Below are 21,335 nucleotides of genomic sequence, written 5' to 3' on the forward strand. Positions count from 1 at the left end.
CGCCATCAGGCTTCACGATAAGTCGCCTCGAAGCTCACCGGAAAATTCACCGAGCGGGCAATGAAGCAGACCTTGTGGATCTCGTGGTGGATCGCGTCGGCCGTTGCCAGATCCGTACCCTTGGGCACGGTGATGACCGGCTTCAGCACAGCGCGCAGAAAACGGCCAGCACCCGAGGGCTCTGTTTCCCCCATCGCTTCCGGCGCGTCCTCGTATCCCATGACGGCAATGCCCGCATCGCTTGCCAGATGCAGGTACCAGAGCATGTGGCAGCTCGCCAGGGAGGACAGGAGCAAGTCCTCCGGATTATGGAGCGTGGGATTTCCGCCCAGTAGCGGGTCGTTCGAACAGGAGACCGGAGGCTTTCCAGGTGTTCGTATCTCCCAGTTTCGGTCATAGGACCTGTAACTCTTCGTCCCCTCGCCCCGGTTTCCCGTCCAGTGGATGAGGGATGTGTAGCCGTGCTCTTTGCTCATGCCTCCTCCAAAATGTATACATTTATACATTTTTGATTTACAGGCTGCTGTCAAGGCTCTATTGGAAATTTCGGGAGGCGCCATGTCCGCAGAAAAAATCGCAGCCACGCTCGAAACCGATATCGTCTCCGGGATTTTCCGGCCGGGTGAGGAACTGAAACAGGGAGAGCTTGCTGCTCGCTTTTCGGTCAGTCGCATTCCCGTGCGCGACGCCCTGCAGCTGATGGCCGCCCGGGGCCTGATCGACCTTGAGCGCAATCGACGGGCTCGAGTGATCAGTCTTACCCACGCGGAGATTGATGAGGTCTACCATCTGCGCGTGCTTCTGGAGACCGATTGCCTGCGGCAATCAATCCGGCGGCTGGAAGCAGACGATCTTGCGAAGATTGGAGCAGCCCTTGCCCACTCCAGCATCGACGCGGCAACCGACCGGTGGGCCGACGGCGACTGGGCCTTTCACAAGAGCCTTTACATACCTGCAAGACGCCCAAGAGAGCTGGCGATGATCGAGGATCTTCGGCGGACCTGCCGCATTCACATTGTCGGCTACGGCGTTCTGCCGACACTCACCCACAGGTGGCTGAAGGACCATGAAGACCTGGTGGCAACGATGAAGTCACGCGCGGAAGACCAGGCGGCAGACATTCTGGCCCGCCATATCGCGGACGCGCGACAGACACTGCTGGACGCAATGCCCGGCTGAACCTTCAGCGTGCCGGCCGAGCCTCAGAAAAGCATGTAGGTCGCCACGACCGCACAGGCGGCAATGACCCACAAGGCAACCCGCCCCGAGCGGGTATGACGTGCCTCTGCACGGCCAATTGCTTCTGCGGTCTCGTCATCGAACCTGAGGCCGCCCTGTGTCATCCTTTCCAGCTCTTCCGACATCCGACCGATCCGGTCGGCAAAGAGCGGCATGTCGTTGGCAATGCGCGCCAGTGCCGACAGCGCATCACCGGCATCACGCAGTTTGCCGACCGGGCCAAGGTTGTCCTTGATCCAGGTGCCGACAACGGGTTCCGCCGTCCGCCACATGTCCAGATTGGGATTTAGCGAACGCGCCACGCCTTCGACCACGACCATGGTCTTCTGCAACATGATCAGCTGGGTCTGGGTGCTCATCTCGAAGAGTTCCGTCACTTCGAACAGCTGGGTCAGCAGGCGGGCCATGGAGATTTCGCTGGCATCGTGACCGTGGATCGGCTCGCCGATGGCACGGATCGCCTGGGCGAACATGTCGACATCCTGATGCGCGGGCACATAGCCGGCCTCGAAATGCACCTCTGCCACCCGTCGGTAGTTGCGGGTGATGAAGCCGAACAGGATTTCTGCCAGGAACCGGCGTTCGCGCTTGTTGAGACGACCGATGATGCCGAAGTCGACAGCAACCAGGGTGCCGTCGGGCTCAACGAAGAGGTTGCCCTGGTGCATGTCTGCATGAAAGAAGCCGTCGCGCAGCGTGTGGCGCAGGAAGCTCTGGATGACGGCAGCCCCCAGTGCTTCAAGGTCATGGCCATCTTCCTTGAGGCCCTCGACGTCCGACATCTTGCGGCCGTCGATCCATTCCATGGTCAACACGCCCTTGGCGGTGCGCAGCCACTCGACAGCCGGAACGCGGAACCCAGGATCTTCAGCGGTGTTCTCAGCCATTTCCGACAGGGCCGCGGCCTCCAGACGGAAGTCCATTTCCATCGCGACCGACTGGGCCAGCGTGTCCACGACCGCAACCGGCCGAAGGCGCCGCGAGGGCGGATGGAACCGTTCGGCCAGGCGAGCGACGAGGTAGTAGCTTTCAAGATCGCGCTGGAAGCGGCGGGAAACGCCCGGCCGCAGCACCTTGACCGCAACCTTTCGCTCCGTGCCGTCCTGATCGAGGATCACGGCCGGATGAACCTGGGCAATCGAGGCAGCGGCAACGGCTTCGCCGAAGGACACGAAGACCTCATACAGCGGCTTGCCGAGCTGCTCGGCTACCGCGGCGCAGGCCGCATCATGATCGAACGCCGGCAACCGGTCCTGAAGGGCTGACAGTTCGCGTGCGGCTTCCTTGCCGACCACATCGGCCCGGGTCGCCAGGAACTGGCCAAGCTTCACATAGGACGGCCCAAGCTTGTTCAGCGCGTCGGACAGGCGAAGGTCTGCCCGCTTGTTGCGAACCGACCGACGCTCCAGAAGCCGCGCCATGGCAATGGCAAACCGAGGCCCGGCCGGCAGGTCCGGAAGCGAAACGAGGCCGAAAACGCCCTCGCGCGCCATCACGAAACCCGCCCGCGCCAGGCGGAGAAAAGGCATCACGGGAAGGGCCATGTATCAGAGTTTCCAGCCGTAATGCAGGGCGGCGATACCGCCGGAGTAGTTGCGGTAGCCGACACGCTCGAACCCGGCTTCGCGGATCATGTCCGCAAAACGTTCCTGGTTCGGGAAATTGCGGATCGATTCCACCAGATACTTGTAAGGGTCACCGTCCCCTGTCACCCAGCGGCCCATGGCTGGGATCGCGTTGAAGGAAAAGGTGTCATAGACCTTGTCGAGCATCGGCACGTCGACTTCGGAGAACTCCAGACACATGAAGCGGCCACCCCGCTTCAGAACCCTGCGCGCTTCTCGCAGCGCCTTGGGAATGTCCGGCACGTTGCGGATGCCGAAAGCGATCGTATAGGCATCGAAACTCTTGTCGGGAAACGGCAGCTCCTCGGCATTGCCCTGGCTGAAGGTGATAAGATCCGACAGACCAGCTTTTTCGGCCCGGTCGCGGCCGACGCCGAGCATGCTTTCGTTGATGTCGCACACCACGGCACGGGCCGTGTCATTGGACCGGCGAACCACGCGGGTGGCGATGTCGCCGGTTCCGCCGGCCACATCCAGCAGCCGCCAGTTGGAGGCAGCTGTCTTGGGCGGTGCCAGGAACGAGACCATGGCATCCTTCCAGACCCGGTGAAGGCCGCCGGACATGAGGTCGTTCATGAGGTCGTAGCGCTCGGCAACCTTGTGAAACACATCGTCCACCAGTGCCTGCTTTTGCCCTTCGGCAACCTTGGTAAAGCCGAAACTGGTCGGCATTTCTTCCGGTGCGCGGTTCGACCTGGCCGAATGCCCCTGTGCCTGTTGCGTCATGAAAGCGCCTCCAAGATCACCCCGCGCCGCGACAAGACTGCCGGGCGGCGGCGGGTTCGATCACTTCTTACCCGTTGGACAAGCCACCTGTTGAAAGAGCTGGCGGATTGCCGTTTCGAAACTATCTTCAAAGTGCGCCGGACCATAGTACAAGCCATTGGCGAGCGCTATCTGTGCCGGCCACCAAAAACCATATGCCGCAGGCCTATAGCCTGCCATGACAGCGGATACCAGACCTCTCATGCCCGAACTCCCGGAAGTCGAAACCGTCAAGCGCGGCCTAGCCCCCACTTTCGAAGGGGCTCTGATTGCCAAGGTCGACCAGAACCGGCCGGACCTGCGCTTTCCTTTTCCTGACGGTTTCGCCGATCGATTGACCGGACGAAGGCTGACCGTGCTGTCGCGCCGGTCGAAATACCTGTTGGGCGATGTCGACAGCGGCGATGTGCTGGTCATGCACCTTGGCATGTCTGGATCGTTCCGGATCGAAAACGATCTTTCCGCGGATACGCCGGGCGCCTTTGTCCATGCGCGCAGCAAGGACCCGAAACACGACCACGTCGTCTTCCATCTGGAGACCGTTGACGGCGGGCGAGCCCGGATCGTCTACAACGACCCGCGCCGGTTCGGCTTCATGGATCTCATTGCCCGTCCCGTGCTCGCAGACCATCCCTTTTTCCGTGAGCTCGGCCTGGAGCCTCTCGGCAACGATCTGGGCGGCGAAACACTGGCGCGGCTTTTCAATGGCCGGAAGACGCCGCTGAAGGCGGCCCTGCTCAACCAGAAACTGATTGCGGGCCTTGGCAACATATATGTGTGCGAAGCGCTCTGGCGCACCGGGCTCAGCCCGGAACGGGCTGCCGGCACGCTGGTGACGAAAACAGGCAAGCCGACAAAAAAGGCGGAAGAACTGGCCGCCAATATCCGCGCCACCCTGGAAGACGCCATCCGGGCGGGCGGGTCCTCGCTGCGCGATCACACCCAGGCAGACGGCACACTTGGCTACTTTCAGCACTCGTTTGCCGTCTACGACCGCGAAGGCCAAGCCTGCCGGACACCAGGCTGCAAGGGCACCGTCGCCCGGCTGGTCCAGTCCAACCGGTCAACCTTCCACTGCCCGGCCTGCCAGAGCTGACTTGTCCTATCGGTCAAGCTTGCCAGACCCGCCCGACCTCGGGTAGGCATTGCCGGTGAAGTACACGTCCAGGAAACCGCAGGCACCAGGAGCCGGGCTCGAGAAAGACCTGGTCATCCGGCCCGGCGCGGTTTCCAGCACTGGGAGCGGGCAACATGGGATATGAGAACATCCGCGTCGAAAAACGCGGAAAAGTCGGTCTGATCACTCTGGATCGGCCGAAAGCCTTGAATGCACTCAATTCGGCCCTGGTTGCCGAACTCGGCACGGCGCTTGACGGGTTCGATGCGGACGAGCGGATCGGCTGTATCGTCATCACCGGCTCGGAAAAGGCCTTTGCCGCCGGTGCCGACATCAAGGAAATGCAGCCGCACAATTTTTCGTCCGCCTATCAGACGGACCTGATCACGCCCTTCGACCGGGTTTCGCGCAACCGCAAGCCGATCATCGCCGCCGTGGCGGGTTATGCGCTTGGCGGCGGCTGCGAGCTGGCCATGCTGTGCGACTTCATCATTGCCGCGGACACGGCCAAGTTCGGCCAGCCGGAAATCACGCTCGGCGTTATTCCGGGTGCCGGTGGCACCCAGCGCCTGACGCGGTTCGTCGGCAAGTCCAAAGCCATGGAAATGGTCCTGACCGGCCGCATGATGGACGCGGAAGAAGCCGAGCGCAGCGGTCTCGTCAGCCGCATCGTACCGGCGGACGACCTGCTTGAAGAAGCGCTGAAGGCCGCTGAAAAGATCGCCGATTTCTCTCTGCCTGTCGTCATGATGGCCAAGGAAAGTGTCGACCGCGCCTATGAAACCACCCTGTCGGAAGGCGTTCGCTTCGAACGGCGCGTGTTCCAGGCCCTGTTCGCCCTGGAAGACCAGAACGAAGGCATGAGCGCCTTCACCGAGAAACGTACGCCGCAGTTCCGGAACAAATAAACTACGGCGTTCAACGATAAAGCCGTTGACGGCGTCCGAAAGCGCGATTATAAGCAGCGCCCAATCGGTGGCGGTTTTCCGCCGCCGTTGTTTTTTGATCGGGTCTTGCAGCTTTGGCTCCCTTGTCCCGATCGCCACCGGACACTAGTCCCAATTACCGATCAGGATAGAGCCCATGGCCAACACACCATCGGCCAAGAAGGCGGCCCGCAAGATTGCCCGCCGGACGGCCACGAACAAAGACCGTCGCAGCCGCGTGCGCACGTTCCTGCGCAAGGTTGAGGAAGCAATTGCTTCCGGCGATCAGGCCGCTGCAAACGAAGCCTTCAAGGTTGCGCAGCCGGAAATCATGCGCGCTGCCGGCAAAGGCACGATGCATGCCAACACGGCCTCCCGGAAGGTTTCCCGCCTCAATGCCCGTATCAAGGCACTCAGCGCGTAACCGAGCCGTCATACGACCGTTAAAAAGACCCGGCCACAGTGCCGGGTTTTTTTTAGCCACGCAATTTTGTGGATGACGAAATTTGACAACTCATACGCGCAATATTGCAATTTCTACCGAGTATAATAGTGTCAGGAAAAACGTTTATTTTTCAGATATTTACGCACATGTACCATTGAGAGAAGGCGATCAATCCGGATTCGATACGAGTCAAGCTATCAGTTCCGAAATTTTTTTTGAAATTGTTGTTTTTGAAATGTGACAGGGCGCTTCAGAGCGAAAAGTCATTGCGGTAAAACACATTTGCTCGCTCGCCAGCAGGGGCCAAAAACACAGTGACGCGGGGGGAGAAACCGGCACTTTCCGCCATTCGCAAAAACCCGCTGTTGCCCCTTCGGTCGCGGTCTGTATATTAACAATACGGCTGGCGGGTAAGACCAGCGACCAACTTAAAAACGGTGCTTGGAAAACAATGAAAAAGTTAAACCGGACCATCGCTGAGCACATCAAATCCAGTTCACGGAATGAATACGTTAGCGTATTCGAACACTCAGGCATTTAGCCTGAAGTAACCTACTTCTTTCTCAAGAAAATCTTGAAGAATACTTTTGATCAATAGCGTCACGCTATTGAAGGGGGCGGCTTTGCAATTTCAGGGTGGATATGCAGGAAACGTGACTGCGCAGGAGGCCTTTGACGGCCTTGCCGGGCAGCAGGAAGCAACTCTTGTCGACGTGCGCACACAGGCCGAATGGTCCTTTGTCGGGGTGCCGGACCTTCGTCCGCTCGGCAAGGAGCCGATCCTGGCCGAATGGCAGAGCTTTCCGTCGACCGGACCCAATCCGGCATTCGCGGAATCGGTTTCTGATGTTCTCGTCAAAAAAGGACTTGACCGGAACGCGCCAATCTATTTCTTGTGCCGCTCCGGAGCACGGAGCCAGGCAGCTGCGATCGCCCTGACGCAGGCCGGCTTTACGCAGTGCTTCAATATCTCCGATGGTTTCGAGGGCCCACTCGGCCCGGATGGCCACCGTGGGACCCAGTCCGGCTGGAAGGCCGCCGGATTGCCCTGGATTCAAAGTTAGTTACCCTGCCCATCGACAGGGTCAGGTGAAGGGAGATTTTCCTTCGCCATATAAATAACCGTCCCAAAAGGGACATTATAATGCTGCAAAAGCAGCAAGGCGTCGAAGAACGGCTGTGGCGGACTGTTCTTCACATTTACAGGAGGCAGATAACATGCAGGTTCAGGAGGCAGGCGGCTCCGAACAGTGGAAACGGGTGAAGAAACAGCTTCGCGCAGAATTGGGCGATGATGTTTTTACCAGCTGGTTTGCACGTGTAGACCTCGAGGAGCACCAGGACGGCACCGTTCGTCTGTCTGTTCCGACCCGGTTTTTGAAACAGTGGATTCAGAACAACTACAACGACCAGCTGATGGGTCTCTGGCAGCGTGAATGTGACAACGTTCACCGCATCGAACTGACGGTACGCGGCGCAATCCGCCCACGTCAGACCCCGATTGCCAAGCCGAGCCTCGCAGCACCCCAGGGCAGCAAGCCGGCGACTGCAGAAACCCGTTCCGACGCACTTTCCGACGCGGCACAGGTAACCCGGGCCCAGGCGGCAACCGCGGCTCTCGGCCGTGGTGAGACCAGCTCGGACAACGCTCGTGACGTCCTGCAAGGTGCGGCGCTCGATCCGAAATACACATTCGAGACCTTTGTCGAAGGCGAGTCCAACAATCTGGCCCTGGCTGCGGCCCGGCAGGTTGCCGCCGGCGGCGCGGTCACATTCAATCCGCTTTACCTGCATGCCTCCGTCGGTCTGGGCAAGACCCACCTGATGCAGGCCGTGGCCGCAAAGGCCCGGGCGTCCGGCCGAAAGGTGCTCTACCTGACGGCCGAGCACTTCATGTACAAATTCGTTGCCGCCCTGAAGTCCCAGTCCGCACTGGCCTTCAAGGAGAACCTGCGCACGATCGATCTTCTGCTGATCGACGACATGCAGTTCCTGCACGGCAAGCAGGTGCAGCAGGAGTTCTGCCACACCCTCAACGCCCTCATCGACGGGGCCCGCCAGGTGATCGTGGCCGCAGACCGCGCGCCTTCCGAACTTGATACTCTCGACGACCGTGTCCGCTCACGCCTGTCCGGCGGTCTGGTGGTCGGTATTCAGGAACCGGATTTCGCACTGCGCCGGAACATCCTGGCCACGCGCGTCGATACGGCCCGCAAGACCTACCCGCAATTCGACGTTCCGGAAGGTGTGCTGGATTATGTCGCGCGTCATGTTGCCTCCTCGGGCCGCGACCTTGAAGGCGCGCTCAACCGGCTGATCGCGCACAACCAGCTGACCAACCAGCCGATCACGCAGGAAATGGCCGAGATGACCCTGCGCGACCTGGTTCGCTCCAGCGAGCCGCGCCGGGTGAAGATCGAGGACATCCAGCGGGTGGTCTCCAAGCATTATAATGTCACCAAGGCGGATCTGCTGTCGGCCCGGCGTACCCGGACCATCGTTCGCCCGCGCCAGATCGCCATGTATCTTGCCAAGGTGATGACCCCGCGCTCACTGCCGGAAATCGGTCGCCGGTTCGGCAACCGGGATCACACAACGGTTCTGCACGCTGTCCGCAAGATCGAGGAAATGGCGCGTGCCGACTATGCCCTGGCGCAGGAGCTGGAACTGCTCAAGCGCATGCTTGACGCCTGAGGCGGCAAGCTTCGGAAACGGGTCTTTTGCGGATGCCTGCCTGAATTCAAACGGGCATCCGCCAGCCTGATCCCGGATCGCGCTAAACCAAGGTTAAAATACACGATATTCTACCAAAATTGGGGGCGTTCGGGCAGAACGCCCCCTTGCTTTTGGAGCCGGTTAAGGGCAGTGTCGTCCACCCCGCTCCACACCGGAGCCAAGAATATTCAATCAGCCCGGCAGTTCAGCCAGGCGCTTCATGAGTACGGAACGAGAGTATGAAAGCGACCCTCGAGCGGACCGACCTCCTCAAGTCCTTGACCCATGTTCACCGCGTGGTCGAACGCCGGAATACCATTCCGATCCTGTCGAACGTTCTTCTGCGCGCCGATGGCGGCGCGATCAACCTGAAGGCAACGGACCTCGATCTGGAAATCGTCGAAAGCGTTCCGGCCATGATTGAATTGCCGGGCGCGACCACCGTTCCGGCACACATGTTCTACGACATCGTTCGCAAGCTGCCGGAAGGCTCGCAGGTGGTTCTGGAAACCACCAGCGACAACGCCACGCTGGAAATCCGCGCCGGTCGCTCGAAGTTCACCCTGCAGATGCTGCCGGAAACCGACTTCCCAGACCTGACCGCGGGTGACTTCAGCCACGGTTTCGCACTGACAGGCGCCGATATCCGCAAGCTGATCGACGCGACCCAGTTCGCGATTTCGACCGAAGAGACCCGTTACTATCTGAACGGTATCTACCTGCACACGGTAGACGCGGGCTCCGGTCTCCAGTTCCGCGCTGTTGCAACAGATGGCCACCGTCTGGCCCAGGCAGAAGTGCCGGCGCCTTCCGGTTCGGCCGGCATGCCGGGCATCATCGTGCCGCGCAAGACCGTCGGCGAGATCCAGAAACTGCTCGAGAACCCGGAAGCCAATGTCCAGGTCGAGCTTTCCGATACCAAGATCCGCCTCACGACCGGCTCCGTCATCCTGACGTCCAAGCTGATTGACGGCACCTTCCCGGACTACGGCCGGGTGATCCCGCAGAACAACGACAAGGAAATGCGCGTCGACCGGGACGAGTTCAAGGAAGCTGTCGACCGCGTGTCGACGATCTCCTCCGAACGCGGCCGTGCCGTCAAGCTATCGCTGACCGAAGGTCGCCTGGTGCTGACCGTGAACAACCCGGATTCGGGCAGCGCGACGGAAGAACTTGCCGTCGAATATGATGCCGATCCGTTGGAAATCGGCTTCAACTCCCGATACCTGCTCGACATTGCCAACCAGCTGTCGAGCGATACGGCCCTGTTCCGTCTGGCGGACAGCGGCTCGCCGACCCTCATTCAGGACAACACGGTCGACGACTGCCTGTTCGTTCTCATGCCGATGCGGGTCTGATCTAGCCGGCACGCCCAAACAGTAGCGGAAGTGGGGTCATGACAGATTACCGGACGGCGCGGCTGACCCGTCTGTCGCTGACCGGCTTCCGCAACTACAGCACGCTGACATTGCCGATGGCGGCCAGGATGGTCGCCTTCGTCGGTCCCAATGGCGCCGGCAAGACCAATATCCTGGAAGCCATATCCTTTCTGACTGCCGGCCGCGGCCTGCGCCGGGTGGCCCTTGCCGACATTGCGCGCAAGGACGGCGACGGCAGCTGGAGTGTTGCCGCAACAGTTCTCTTGGATGGGTTCGAAACCAAAATCGGCACAGGTTTGGTGGCCGGCACCTCCGGGCGCAAGGTGCGTATCGACGGCGAGGAAGTTCGCGGCTCGGAAAGTCTTCTGGACTACATGCGGGTGCTCTGGCTCGTGCCGTCGATGGACGGACTGTTCACCGGCCCCGGCTCCGACCGTCGCCGTTTTCTTGACCGGCTGACGCTGGCGATCGACCCGACCCACGGCCGCCGGGTCAGCGACTTCGAAAACGCCCTTCGTCAGCGCAACCGCCTTCTCGATCAGGGTGGCTCCGATGCCTTTCTCAGTGCGCTGGAACAGCAGGTCGCCGAACTCGGCACCGCTGTCTCCATCGCCAGGGCAGAGACCGTTGATCTGCTCAGCCGGATGATTGCCGGCCAGGCGGCCCAGGACCTGCCGTTTCCCCATGCTTCGGTTTCCCTTGACGGTGCCTTCGAGGCGGAAACCGCCGGTTTGAGCGCCTCCGACCGGGAGGATCGCTACCGCCAGATGCTGCAGGACGGCCGACACCGCGACCGGGCCGCCGGGCGCACGCTCAACGGACCGCATCTGAGCGATCTCACCGTTCATCACGCAGCCAAGGCGATGCCGGCTTCGCAATCCTCGACCGGGGAACAGAAAGCGCTGCTGATAGGCCTTATCCTTGCGCATGCCGAACTGACGGCAAAGGTGTCGGGAATGACGCCTGTCCTGCTGCTTGATGAAGTCGCCGCGCATCTCGATCCCGACCGTCGTTCGGCCCTGTTTTCGAAGCTGGATTCCCTTGGTGGACAGGTCTTCATGACCGGCACGGACGAGGCCCTTTTCGAGGCTTTGCCGGCGGAAGCCGAAGTGTTTGAGATCCGGGAGCACCAGGGCCGCCTGCTGAAGCGAGGCGAGGCCCCTTAAATCCGCCGGAATCTTATGGTTTTCCACCAGAATCCCTTCGCTGGCTTGGCTATGGCCGGCACGTGGTTGAACCCCCGCCGGAACCCCGTATAACGGGGGTGGAAAAGATAAATCGATTGGTGATTGATTCGCATGAGCGACACGTCCACGCCTGAGAGCAGCCCGACCCCCGAAACCAATGGCGGTGCCGAATATGGCGCCGACAGCATCAAGGTCCTCAAGGGCCTCGATGCCGTGCGCAAGCGGCCCGGCATGTATATCGGCGACACCGATGACGGCTCCGGTCTGCACCACATGGTCTACGAGGTGGTCGACAACGCCATCGACGAAGCGCTGGCCGGCCATGCCGACCATGTGACCGTGACGCTCAACCCGGACGGATCGGTTACGGTATCCGATAACGGCCGCGGAATTCCGACGGACCTGCACTCGGAAGAAGGCGTGTCGGCTGCCGAGGTCATCATGACCCAGCTGCACGCGGGCGGTAAATTCGACCAGAACTCCTACAAGGTCTCCGGCGGATTGCACGGCGTGGGCGTTTCCGTGGTCAATGCACTGTCGACAAAGCTGGAACTGCGCATCTGGCGCAACGGCGAAGAACACTCCATGACCTTTGCCCATGGCGATGCCCAGGCACCGCTCAAGGTGGTTGGCCCGGCCAACGGCAGAAAAGGGACCGAGGTGACCTTCCTGCCGTCACCGGAAACCTTCACCAAGACCGAGTTCGATTTCAGCACGCTGGAACACCGGCTGCGCGAGCTGGCCTTCCTGAACTCCGGCGTCCGCATCATCCTGACGGACAAGCGCGGCGTTGAGGACAAGGTCGAGGAGCTGTTCTACGAAGGTGGCCTGGAAGCGTTCGTGCGCTATCTGGACCGTGCCAAACATCCGTTGATCGAGGAGCCGATCAACATGCGGGCCGAGCGTGACGGCATCACGGTCGAAGCCGCCATGTGGTGGAACGACAGCTATCATGAGCATGTGCTGTGCTTCACTAACAACATTCCGCAGCGCGATGGCGGTACCCACCTTGCCGGTTTCCGGGCTGCGCTGACCAGGCAGGTCACCGGCTATGCGGAAGCAACCGGCCTGATGAAGAAGGAAAAGGTGAACCTTTCCGGCGATGACTGCCGTGAAGGCCTGACCTGCGTTCTTTCCGTCAAGGTGCCGGATCCGAAATTCTCGTCCCAGACCAAGGACAAGCTGGTTTCCTCCGAAGTGCGTCCGGTGGTCGAAAACCTGATCTCGCAGATCCTAAGCGAATGGCTTGAGGAAAACCCCGCGCCGGCCAAGACGATTGTCTCCAAGGTGGTGGAAGCGGCTTCCGCGCGTGAAGCCGCCCGCAAGGCGCGCGAGCTGACGCGCCGCAAGGGCGCCCTCGACATTGCCTCCCTGCCCGGCAAGCTTGCCGATTGCCAGGAGCGCGACGCCTCCAAGGCCGAACTCTTCCTGGTGGAGGGTGATTCCGCAGGTGGCTCGGCCAAACAGGGCCGTCACCGCGAAAACCAGGCCGTGCTGCCTCTGCGCGGCAAGATCCTCAACGTGGAACGGGCACGCTTTGACAAGATGCTGTCCTCGAACGAAATCGGCACGCTGATCACGGCGCTTGGAACCGGCATCGGCAAGGAAGAATTCAACGTCGAGAAGCTGCGCTATCACAAGATCATCATCATGACCGATGCTGACGTGGACGGCGCGCACATTCGCACCCTGCTTCTGACGTTCTTCTTCCGCCAGATGCCGGAGCTGATCGAAAACGGCTACATCTATATTGCGCAGCCACCGCTCTACAAGGTCAAGCGCGGCCAGTCCGAGCAGTACCTGAAAGACCAGAAGGCGCTGGAAGACTATCTGATCGGACAGGGTCTGGACGAAGCTTCGCTGACGCTTGCCAACGGCGAGGTTCGCACCGGCCAGGACCTTCGTGCCGTCGCCGAAACCGCACGGACCATTTCCGACATCTTCGACGGGTTGCATTCACGCTACAACCGCGATGTTGTCGAACAGGCCGCGATTGCAGGTGCGTTGACACCGGAAATCCTGGACGATCAGGGCAAGGCTGAGGAAGCTGCCGCCTATATCGCCCGCCGGATGGACATCCTGGCCGACGAATTCGAACGGGGCTGGACCGGCGAAGCGCGGGACGACGGCAGCCTAGTGTTCAAACGGATGGTTCGCGGCGTGCAGGAAGCCGCAACGATTGACGCTGCCCTGCTTGGCTCCACGGACGCACGCCGCCTTGCAGCACACGCAGCCCATCTGAACGAGATCTACGGCAAGGCCGCCGTCTTGCGGCGCAAGGATATCTCGACGGAAATTCGGGGGCCTCGCGCCTTGCTGAACCAGATCTACGCCGCCGGCCAGAAGGGTATCTCGCTGCAGCGCTACAAGGGTCTCGGCGAGATGAACCCGGAACAGCTCTGGGAAACGACGCTCGACCCGAATGTCCGCTCCCTGCTGCAGGTGAAGGTGCGCGAGGCTGACGACGCCGACGACATCTTCACCAAACTGATGGGAGACGAGGTCGATCCGCGGCGCGAATTCATCCAGGAAAATGCCCTGGCCGTGGCCAACCTCGACATCTAAGGCCTTGGCAAACAAACAAAATAGCGGCGCTTTGCGCCGCTTTTTTACGATTTCAGGTTTCGCTCAACCGCCGGGCCAGGGTTCGGGCCGACCGAAGAAGTAGCCCTGTGCCGCCTCGATATCGAGCTCCCTCAGCAGACTGGCCTCTTCCGCCGTTTCCACATGTTTGGCGATCACCTTGATGCCGAGCTCGTGGGCGGCGCGAACCAGCCCGTTCAGGATGGCCGCTTTGGCGGGCTCTTCCACCACCTGCTGAGTGAGGCTCGATTCAAGCTTCAGCCATTCGACACGCAGGTTGGTCAACCGCGACAGAACCGGCCAGTGTCCGGCAAAATCGTCAATGGCGGTCTGGCACCCCAGTTCGTTCACGAACTTGAAAAACGCCTGAACACTCGCCGGCTCCCGCAAAAAATCCTTTTCCGCGATTTCGAGGCACAGCTTGGATGCCAGCAGCGGATTGACCGACAAACGATGATAGAGCCCGTCACGGAAAATCGGATCGCGGGCGGATTCAGCCGAGACGTTCATCGTCAGGATGGTACGGTCGGGATTGCGCTCTGCCGCGTCCAGCACCTTGTCCAGCGTCCAGGCATCCACCTGTGCAATGAACCCGGAGCGTTCGGCAGCCGAGATCCAGGCACGTGAAGACAGGCCCCGGGCACGATCTCCCTGCAGGCGCAGAAGGATTTCGGAACCGCAGGCCCTGTTCCGTTTCAGGCAGACGATGGGCATCGCATAGAGCGTCAGCTCGTTGCCGCGGAAACTTCCCGGCTCGGGTAGATCCGCCAGCTCACCACCCGCGCCTTCGCAATCCTGCGGCTGCACCGAATGAACCTGCACGGAACGGCCGCCAAATCGCTTGCCGCGCAAACATGCCCGATCGGCCAGCCCCAGAAGAGCTGCCGCATCGCCTTCACGCAGCTTCACATTGCTGTCGAGGAACGCCACACCGATGGACCCGCCAATGGTGAACACCCGGTCCCCCACCTCCAGGCGGATACGGTCAAAACCGGCCAGAATTTCCTCGGCGATATCGAGAGCGGCTTCCTCGTTGACCACCGGCACCATGCCGGCAAATTCATCACCGCCGATCCTGGCGGCTGTCCCGAATTCACCCAAGGTCAGGCGCAGGCAAGCCGCGACCCGCTGGAGCATGTCATCACCCGCGTCGTGGCCACCAAGATCATTGACCTTCTTGAACTCGTCGAGATCGATATAAAGAACAGCGAGGCCGATTTCATCTTCTGCGGCAAGCCGGGTCAGCTCACGTTTCAAGGCCTTGGTAAAGGCACGGCGGTTTTCCAGGCCCGTCAGCGGGTCGAGATACGCCAGGCGCCTGTTTTCGGCGGTTTCCTGAGGGCAGTCGACATTGCGCCGGATAACCGCCATTGAGGCACCCATGCCCGGCTTACTCTTCACCGAACCGGGAATGGGAACGAGCCGCACTTCGCACATCTGGCGATCGGTCACGTAACCTGCTGCCTGGAAGCTTCGATTTTCCGGAATATAGAAGGTCTGCGGCAGTTCGCCTTCCAGATTTTCCAGGGCTTCGGCCAAGAGGTCCATTTCATAGTCGCTGTTGATCAGCTTCAGCAGCTTTCCCGCCATTTCATCGAGGCTTTCGGAACCGTCGAACACAAGAACGTCGTCCGGAAAATGCTCCAGAAGATCGAGATCCCTTGCGGACTTTGCGGAGCGGATTTCATTTCGCGCCGGCTCTGGCAGGGTAACGATCTCGTCCTGGCCGTGTTCTTCCAGATCGAACTGGACCAGGACAGCCTGGCGCTCGCCCGAGAGAGAGACAAAGGATGTGCAAATCATGTGGTGGCAGAAGGTTTCGCCCGACTGCAGCACGATGGCCCCGCTCGCCTGCGCGGGAACACCGCTGAAAGCCGCTGACAGAACCGCCTCGCACCGCCGCCAGCTTGTTTCCGACAAAAGCGACGGCAGGCTGACCGGCACCGGAAAGACGCCTTTTGCGGCGCAAAGCGCCTTCATCTGCTTGTTGTGAACAAGGACGCTGCCATCCTGCGCGACATAGGCCGCAGCATGGGGAAGAACCTCCAGCAGGGACGTGTGGAAGCCTGTAAGATTATTATTTTCCGCACGACCGGATTGTTCCAGCCGGTCGCTTAAGAACCGATGGCTGACTTGCACCAGACCGCCCTTTCAAATTGCCGTTAAAATGGCGCTAATCAATACACACATGCGCCGCTCCTATGTAAAAATTACTAACACAGTTCAGTTGGCAAAACCGAAACAGAAAAACTACCCACAACTCTTAGAATTTTTATAGTAAATCAAAAATTAATTCGACTATTGCAAATGTATTTAAAATTTTATGTTTATTTTATACTAGCGCCTCATTTGCCCCGAAAACTGCCACATTTTGATCACCCTCACGACGCAAAGGCGCCGCTGCGGAATGTTACCAGCGTCGTCACGAAACTGTGTTCAAGATCGATCGGGGCGGGCTCACTTGCCCCAGGGGGACTATCATGAAGAGAATTGTTCTCGCGCGGCATTTATCGCGCGTTGCCTTGGCGGGTGCCTTGCTTGCAGCAGCAGGTGTCGTCAGCGGTGCTCAGGCGGGCGTCTATCAACAATGCGGGAAAGCGTCCTGGTACAAGCTCGGCGGCACCACCGCCAGTGGTGAACGCGCAAACCCCAACCAACTGACCGCAGCCCACAGGAGCCTGCCCTTCGGTACGCTGGTGGATGTGACCAATCTTGCCAACGGAAAGACCGTCACGGTGCGTATCAACGACCGGGGCCCCTTTGCCAAGGGCCGTGTTATAGATGTGACCTGGGCGGCAGCAAAAGAGCTCGGTTTTGTCCGCAGAGGCATCACGCGCGTAAAACTTTCCAGCAAAGCCGGGAAAATTTCTTCCGAATATAAGCAAATTTGCCAATAAATTTGCGGCAGGAAAGACAACATTTCCTTGCCGCAACGGCGCTTCCAAATTGTATGACAAATTTAAAGCGCTGAATTTAATGAATTAATTTGTACGACACATTATTTCATATATGACTCAGTATGAATAACGATCAGTCGCATTACAGTGAATCAAAAAATAAAATATTTTACGGTAATGACAATCGAGAAAGATGCCGCTAGAGTTGCCGCCGTGGTCGATGGGGCCACGTGCACAGTAACTTTATTCGCGCAGTCTAACGGCTGCGCGTTTTTTTTGTAACATTCCTCATCCCGCCGTAACCGGCTCGAAACTGCCCTCGATAGCCTCTGCTTTTGCTTACGCGGACGCGCCAGTTTCAGACCTCCTCCCCCTCAAACAGACGTTTCAGGAAGTCCGCAGCACTTTCCTTGAGTAACTGCTGTTTTTCCGGCCCCATCCTGTGCCAGGACGCGTAAGGCTGACCGAGCCGCGGATTGCCCTTGAGCACCTCCTTGTTGCGGTCCAGAAAGTCCCAGTAAAGCGCATTGAACGGACAGGCCTTCGGCCCCGTCTTCTGCTTCACGTCATAAGAGCATGCGCCGCAATAGTCCGACATCCGGTCGATATAGTTGCCGCTCGATACATAGGGTTTGGAGCCGAGAAGCCCGCCATCGGCAAACTGGCTCATGCCAATGGTGTTGGGCGCTTCCACCCATTCATAGGCGTCGGCGTAGACCATCAGATACCATTCATGCACTTCCTTCGGCCTGACGCCCGCCAGCAGGGCGAAATTGCCTGTCACCATCAGTCTTTGAATGTGGTGGGCATAGGCTTCTTCCAACGTCTGGCCGATCGCTTCCGACAGGCAGCGCATGCGTGTCTGTCCGGTCCAGTAGAAATCGGGCAACGGTCGGTCGGCACCAAGTGAATTGCTGTCGACATAGTCCGGCATCTTCAGCCAGTAGATGCCGCGCACATATTCCCGCCAGCCAAGGATCTGCCGGATGAACCCTTCGGCGGCATTGAGCGGAACCTCGTCCGCTTTCCATGCCTCTTCCACCTTCCGGCACAACACCTTGGCATCCAGCAGGCCGGCATTCAGATAGGCCGACAGTACCGAGTGGAACAGAAACTTCCGGCCGCTCAGCATGGCATCCTGATAGGTTCCGAAATCGGCCAGCATGTCGGCCAGGAAGTGCTCACAGGCCTCTTCCGCGTCCTTGCGGGTCACTGCGAACCAGAATGGTTCAATGTCGCCTATGTGCCCGGAAAATCGACTGGCGACCAGGTCCAGCACCTCTTGCGTGATTGCGTCCGGCTTAAAGCGTTTCGGCTCTAGCATGAACAGGTCCGGCTGCGCAGGCTTGCGATTGTCCGCATCATAGTTCCATTTGCCCCCCGCCGGCTTGTCACCGTCCATCAGCAGGCCGGTGGAACGGCGCATCTCGCGGTAGAAATATTCCATGCGCAATTGCTTGCGTCCGTTCGCCCACGCCCGGAAATCCGCCACCGTTGAGAAGAACCGCGTGTCGGTCAGGATCTCCACCGGAAGGCTGAAAGCGTCGGACCAGGAGCGCATGTCCTCCAAGACCCGCCACTCGCCGGGTTCGGTAACCACCATCCGCTGTGGCCGCAGGCGTTCGCAGGCCCGCTTCACCTCACCCTTGAAGCTGCCGCTGTTGGCAGGGTCATCCAGCTTGACGTAATCCACCGTCCAGCCGGCTTCCTTCAGCTCTTCGGCGAAGTGGCGCATGGCGGAAAACAGGAAGGCAATCTTCTTCTTGTGATGGCGCACATAAGTGGCCTCCACCATCACCTCGACCATCAGCACCCTGTCGTGGGCTGGATCGGCCCGCTTCAGGCTGGACAGGTCAAGACTCAGCTGGTCTCCCAGCACAAGTACAAGCGAACGGCAGTGGTTGGTCTCGGTCATGGGGCTCTGTTTTTTCCGGTTCAGGCCTTCCTACGCACAAACCCCGCCGCCCTATCACCTCTGCGGCTTTTTTCCTCGCGCTCCCGGATCAAACGCGACCCGCCCTACTCTGTCCGGCCAGTTTCTCCCTAACCAGCCAGGCTCGAGCACCCAAAAAACCACCGGCGTATGCGCAGATAACCAAGCGTTCATCCAACCCCGACACCCCCGCCGATATCTTGTCCAAAATTTCAGAAAGCGATTGCCCCGGATCGCCGGATCTTGTATCAGACCCCTCTATCCGCCGCGCAGACCTTGCGCGCGCGAAGAGCACCCGTAGCTCAGCTGGATAGAGCGCTGCCCTCCGAAGGCAGAGGTCACAGGTTCGAATCCTGTCGGGTGCGCCATGATTTGACAAGTAATTTCAACTACTTGGAAGATCACTCGATACCCTCGAAAGCCAACTCAGATCGGTCTGTCACACTGGTGTCACAGTGACGGAGACGAGAATGGCTACCATTCGAAAACGCGGACAGAGCTGGCAAGCCCAGGTCCGCCGTCAGGGCCATGCGCCCATTACAAAATCATTCCTCAAGAGAGCCGACGCAGAGCTCTGGGCAAAACAGACAGAAGTTGCCCTGGACCGGGAAGACTTCGGGATAATGCCACGTGCACAAAAATCCCCACCCCTGTCCGACCTGCTTTTTCGCTATCGGAAGGAAATCACCCCCAGGAAGCGCGGCGAGGTGGCCGAAAGGTACAGGCTCAAGACACTGCTGCAGCATGACATCGCGCGGATCCCGATCAGCAAACTCACCTCTTCCGCCATTGCGCGTTACCGTGACGAACGGCTTCGCGTTGTGAGCCCTTCAAGTGTCAGGCGGGAGCTTGTTATCCTGCGCCACTGTCTGGAGGTCGCTCGCAAGGAATGGGACGCACCTCTCAAGGAAAACCCGGTTCATAACATCCAGGTTCCCTCTGACGGCAAGGCACGTGAGCGGAGACTCTCTCCCAAGGAACTCCAGGCTCTTCTGACTGCCGCTGACAAGTGCCGCAACAAGTTTGTCAAACCAGTCATTCAGTTTGCCCTGGCGACAGGAATGCGCCGAGGAGAAATCCTCAAGCTGACATGGGCGGACATAGACAAGGACAGTCGGACCGCAAAGATCCGGGAAACAAAGAATGGAGATCCCAGAACGATACCGCTCTCCAAGTCAGCCTTAGCGGTGCTTGAGGATTGTGCGACTTCAACCGGTCTTGTGTTCCCGATCTCCGCTAACGCCTTGCGTCTGGCTTGGGAGCGGACAAAAGCACGAGCCGAACTCGATGACCTGAGATTTCATGATCTCAGACATGAGGCGGTCAGCCGGTTCTTTGAAATGGGTCTCAACGTTCCAGAGGTCGCCATGATTAGCGGGCACAAGGATCCCCGGATGCTGTTCCGCTATACACACCCCAAGGCAACCGACGTAGCGCGGAAACTGTCTCTATAACGCAAACCCTCGGGCTGCTGGCACATACCCCGACAGGGAATACTTGGGCTCAGCAGCCCACCTATCCATCCTCAGAAAAGAAGTCTTCATCCAGGCGCTGAATTTGGATTGTTCTATGGGCTCTTGTCCCGACTCCGTGCTCGATCATTAGATCGGCAAGCCGCGTTCCATCAATCAGGATCACTCGCTGCGGCAAGTTCTTCACATAGTTGATTGCACCGCTGGAGAAGCTCGAAGCTGTTACGAAGACACCTTTCGTGGCCCCGAACCCCACAAGAGACCCTACAAAGCCTTGCACCGCAGGACGTCCAATAGTGTTTTCCTCGGCGTAGCGTTTCGCTTGAACGTAAATTCTATCGAGACCGAGACGATCTTCATTGATGACACCATCTATCCCACCGTCACCGGTTCGACCGAGTTGTTCGGCAGCGTTCTTGTGCGAACCGCCGTAACCCATCGCCACGAGAAGATCGACGATCAGCTTCTCGAAGAATGCAGGAGAATTCTCCCGTATTCTGTCAAGGAGATCGGCCCGCAAAGCCGCGTTTAGCGAACGATAGGCGGACTCAATTTGTTCCTCTGGCGTTGCCGTTTCGGAGCTCACGGGTTCGTCTTGCGTAGTTCCGGCGCTTGTACTTCCCGTGTTTTGCTTATTGCTGGAGCGGTAGAATTCGGCAAACTCAGGGATCTGCAGCAATACCTGTGTGTTGAGTTTTTCCGGATTGGTTTCGAGCAATCGCTTGCCAGCTTCCGAAGCGACAAACCTTCCACGCGCAGGACTGTCGATCAGCCCTGCTTTGCTCATGTAAAACTTTGCCCAATGAACGCGATTGTGCAGAATTCTCTGGTGCCCGCTTGGCAGAAGTTCCTCTCGCTCGTTTTCAGACAGCCCCAGGTCGTCCGCAATCATTTCCGACACATGCGGAACGCGTTGCTCGCCCATTGCAGCGTAACGAAGAACAGGAAGCATCAGATCCTGATAGTCGGGTATCGTCATTTTATCCTACGTCACTGGCACGTGTTGAACGCCGGGGATTGGGCGAAATTCGCCTAGAGAAGACTCCATCCGA

At 59.3% G+C, this 21,335-nt stretch carries 17 protein-coding genes and 1 tRNA gene; 12 read left to right on the forward strand and 6 right to left on the reverse strand.

The genetic code is table 11. The annotated features are described in order from the left end of the window. Nucleotides 1–5 precede the first annotated feature (5 nt). Nucleotides 6–476 carry an OsmC family protein gene (locus tag HEP89_RS06365; RefSeq protein WP_168691564.1) on the reverse strand — a complete coding sequence of 157 codons (471 nt, stop codon included), beginning with the start codon at nt 474–476 and terminating at the stop codon, nt 6–8. A gap of 82 nt (nt 477–558) precedes the next feature. Between HEP89_RS06365 and HEP89_RS06370 the strand changes: the two genes are divergently transcribed. Then, nucleotides 559–1,179, forward strand: a complete 621-nt coding sequence (locus tag HEP89_RS06370) for a GntR family transcriptional regulator (RefSeq protein WP_168691565.1) — start codon at nt 559–561, stop codon at nt 1,177–1,179. A 23-nt stretch (nt 1,180–1,202) separates the two neighbouring features. Here the strand turns inward: HEP89_RS06370 and ubiB are convergent, their stop codons facing one another. Continuing rightward, on the reverse strand, nt 1,203–2,783 hold the full coding sequence (gene ubiB, locus HEP89_RS06375) for a 2-polyprenylphenol 6-hydroxylase (protein WP_168691566.1): 1,581 nt from the start codon (nt 2,781–2,783) through the stop codon (nt 1,203–1,205). A 3-nt stretch (nt 2,784–2,786) separates the two neighbouring features. Then, complete coding sequence (gene ubiE, locus HEP89_RS06380) at nt 2,787–3,590, reverse strand: bifunctional demethylmenaquinone methyltransferase/2-methoxy-6-polyprenyl-1,4-benzoquinol methylase UbiE (protein ID WP_022999142.1); 804 nt, start codon at nt 3,588–3,590, stop codon at nt 2,787–2,789. Between the two features lie 241 nt (nt 3,591–3,831). Here ubiE and mutM point away from each other — a divergent pair, with 241 nt between their 5' ends. The 8 genes from mutM to gyrB all read left to right on the forward strand — a co-directional run bounded on the left by mutM (nt 3,832) and on the right by gyrB (nt 13,963). After that, a complete protein-coding gene (mutM, locus tag HEP89_RS06385) occupies nt 3,832–4,725 on the forward strand; it encodes a bifunctional DNA-formamidopyrimidine glycosylase/DNA-(apurinic or apyrimidinic site) lyase (RefSeq protein ID WP_077291057.1) in 894 nt (297 codons plus the stop codon). A 155-nt stretch (nt 4,726–4,880) separates the two neighbouring features. Next, complete coding sequence (locus HEP89_RS06390) at nt 4,881–5,654, forward strand: enoyl-CoA hydratase (protein ID WP_022999145.1); 774 nt, start codon at nt 4,881–4,883, stop codon at nt 5,652–5,654. 175 nt (nt 5,655–5,829) lie between these two features. After that, nucleotides 5,830–6,096 (forward strand): 30S ribosomal protein S20, encoded by a 267-nt coding sequence (gene rpsT / locus HEP89_RS06395; RefSeq protein ID WP_022999146.1) that lies wholly within the window; start codon nt 5,830–5,832, stop codon nt 6,094–6,096. Between the two features lie 674 nt (nt 6,097–6,770). Further along, complete coding sequence (locus HEP89_RS06400) at nt 6,771–7,181, forward strand: rhodanese-like domain-containing protein (RefSeq protein WP_197923155.1); 411 nt, start codon at nt 6,771–6,773, stop codon at nt 7,179–7,181. 154 nt (nt 7,182–7,335) lie between these two features. After that, the gene (dnaA, locus tag HEP89_RS06405; protein WP_077291058.1) at nt 7,336–8,811 is read left to right on the forward strand and encodes a chromosomal replication initiator protein DnaA; all 1,476 of its coding nucleotides are present in this window, start codon (nt 7,336–7,338) and stop codon (nt 8,809–8,811) included. A gap of 260 nt (nt 8,812–9,071) precedes the next feature. Then, a complete protein-coding gene (dnaN, locus tag HEP89_RS06410) occupies nt 9,072–10,190 on the forward strand; it encodes a DNA polymerase III subunit beta (protein WP_022999149.1) in 1,119 nt (372 codons plus the stop codon). Between the two features lie 38 nt (nt 10,191–10,228). After that, complete coding sequence (recF, locus tag HEP89_RS06415; RefSeq protein ID WP_168691567.1) at nt 10,229–11,377, forward strand: DNA replication/repair protein RecF; 1,149 nt, start codon at nt 10,229–10,231, stop codon at nt 11,375–11,377. Nucleotides 11,378–11,509: 132 nt separating this feature from the next. Then, nucleotides 11,510–13,963: a DNA topoisomerase (ATP-hydrolyzing) subunit B gene (gene gyrB / locus HEP89_RS06420; protein ID WP_055657055.1), complete on the forward strand. Its 2,454-nt coding sequence runs from the start codon at nt 11,510–11,512 to the stop codon at nt 13,961–13,963. Between the two features lie 63 nt (nt 13,964–14,026). Here the strand turns inward: gyrB and HEP89_RS06425 are convergent, their stop codons facing one another. Beyond that, nucleotides 14,027–16,120: a GGDEF and EAL domain-containing protein gene (locus HEP89_RS06425; protein WP_077291061.1), complete on the reverse strand. Its 2,094-nt coding sequence runs from the start codon at nt 16,118–16,120 to the stop codon at nt 14,027–14,029. A gap of 341 nt (nt 16,121–16,461) precedes the next feature. On the opposite strand from HEP89_RS06425, the gene HEP89_RS06430 reads away from it, so the two are divergent. Further along, nucleotides 16,462–16,878 (forward strand): septal ring lytic transglycosylase RlpA family protein, encoded by a 417-nt coding sequence (locus HEP89_RS06430; protein WP_075281742.1) that lies wholly within the window; start codon nt 16,462–16,464, stop codon nt 16,876–16,878. A 358-nt stretch (nt 16,879–17,236) separates the two neighbouring features. Here the strand turns inward: HEP89_RS06430 and HEP89_RS06435 are convergent, their stop codons facing one another. After that, a complete protein-coding gene (locus tag HEP89_RS06435) occupies nt 17,237–18,793 on the reverse strand; it encodes a cryptochrome/photolyase family protein (protein WP_168691568.1) in 1,557 nt (518 codons plus the stop codon). 309 nt (nt 18,794–19,102) lie between these two features. On the opposite strand from HEP89_RS06435, the gene HEP89_RS06440 reads away from it, so the two are divergent. Together HEP89_RS06440 and HEP89_RS06445 are read left to right on the forward strand one after the other, a co-directional pair. Next, a tRNA-Arg gene (locus HEP89_RS06440) sits at nt 19,103–19,179 on the forward strand. A gap of 102 nt (nt 19,180–19,281) precedes the next feature. After that, nucleotides 19,282–20,265 (forward strand): site-specific integrase, encoded by a 984-nt coding sequence (locus HEP89_RS06445; protein WP_168691569.1) that lies wholly within the window; start codon nt 19,282–19,284, stop codon nt 20,263–20,265. A 61-nt stretch (nt 20,266–20,326) separates the two neighbouring features. On the opposite strand, the gene HEP89_RS06450 is transcribed toward HEP89_RS06445, so the two are convergent. After that, nucleotides 20,327–21,262: a restriction endonuclease gene (locus HEP89_RS06450; RefSeq protein WP_168691570.1), complete on the reverse strand. Its 936-nt coding sequence runs from the start codon at nt 21,260–21,262 to the stop codon at nt 20,327–20,329. Nucleotides 21,263–21,335: the final 73 nt, after the last annotated feature.

Origin of the sequence: Labrenzia sp. 5N (assembly GCF_012395805.1) — a bacterium.
GTDB classification, from domain to species: domain Bacteria; phylum Pseudomonadota; class Alphaproteobacteria; order Rhizobiales; family Stappiaceae; genus Roseibium; species Roseibium algicola.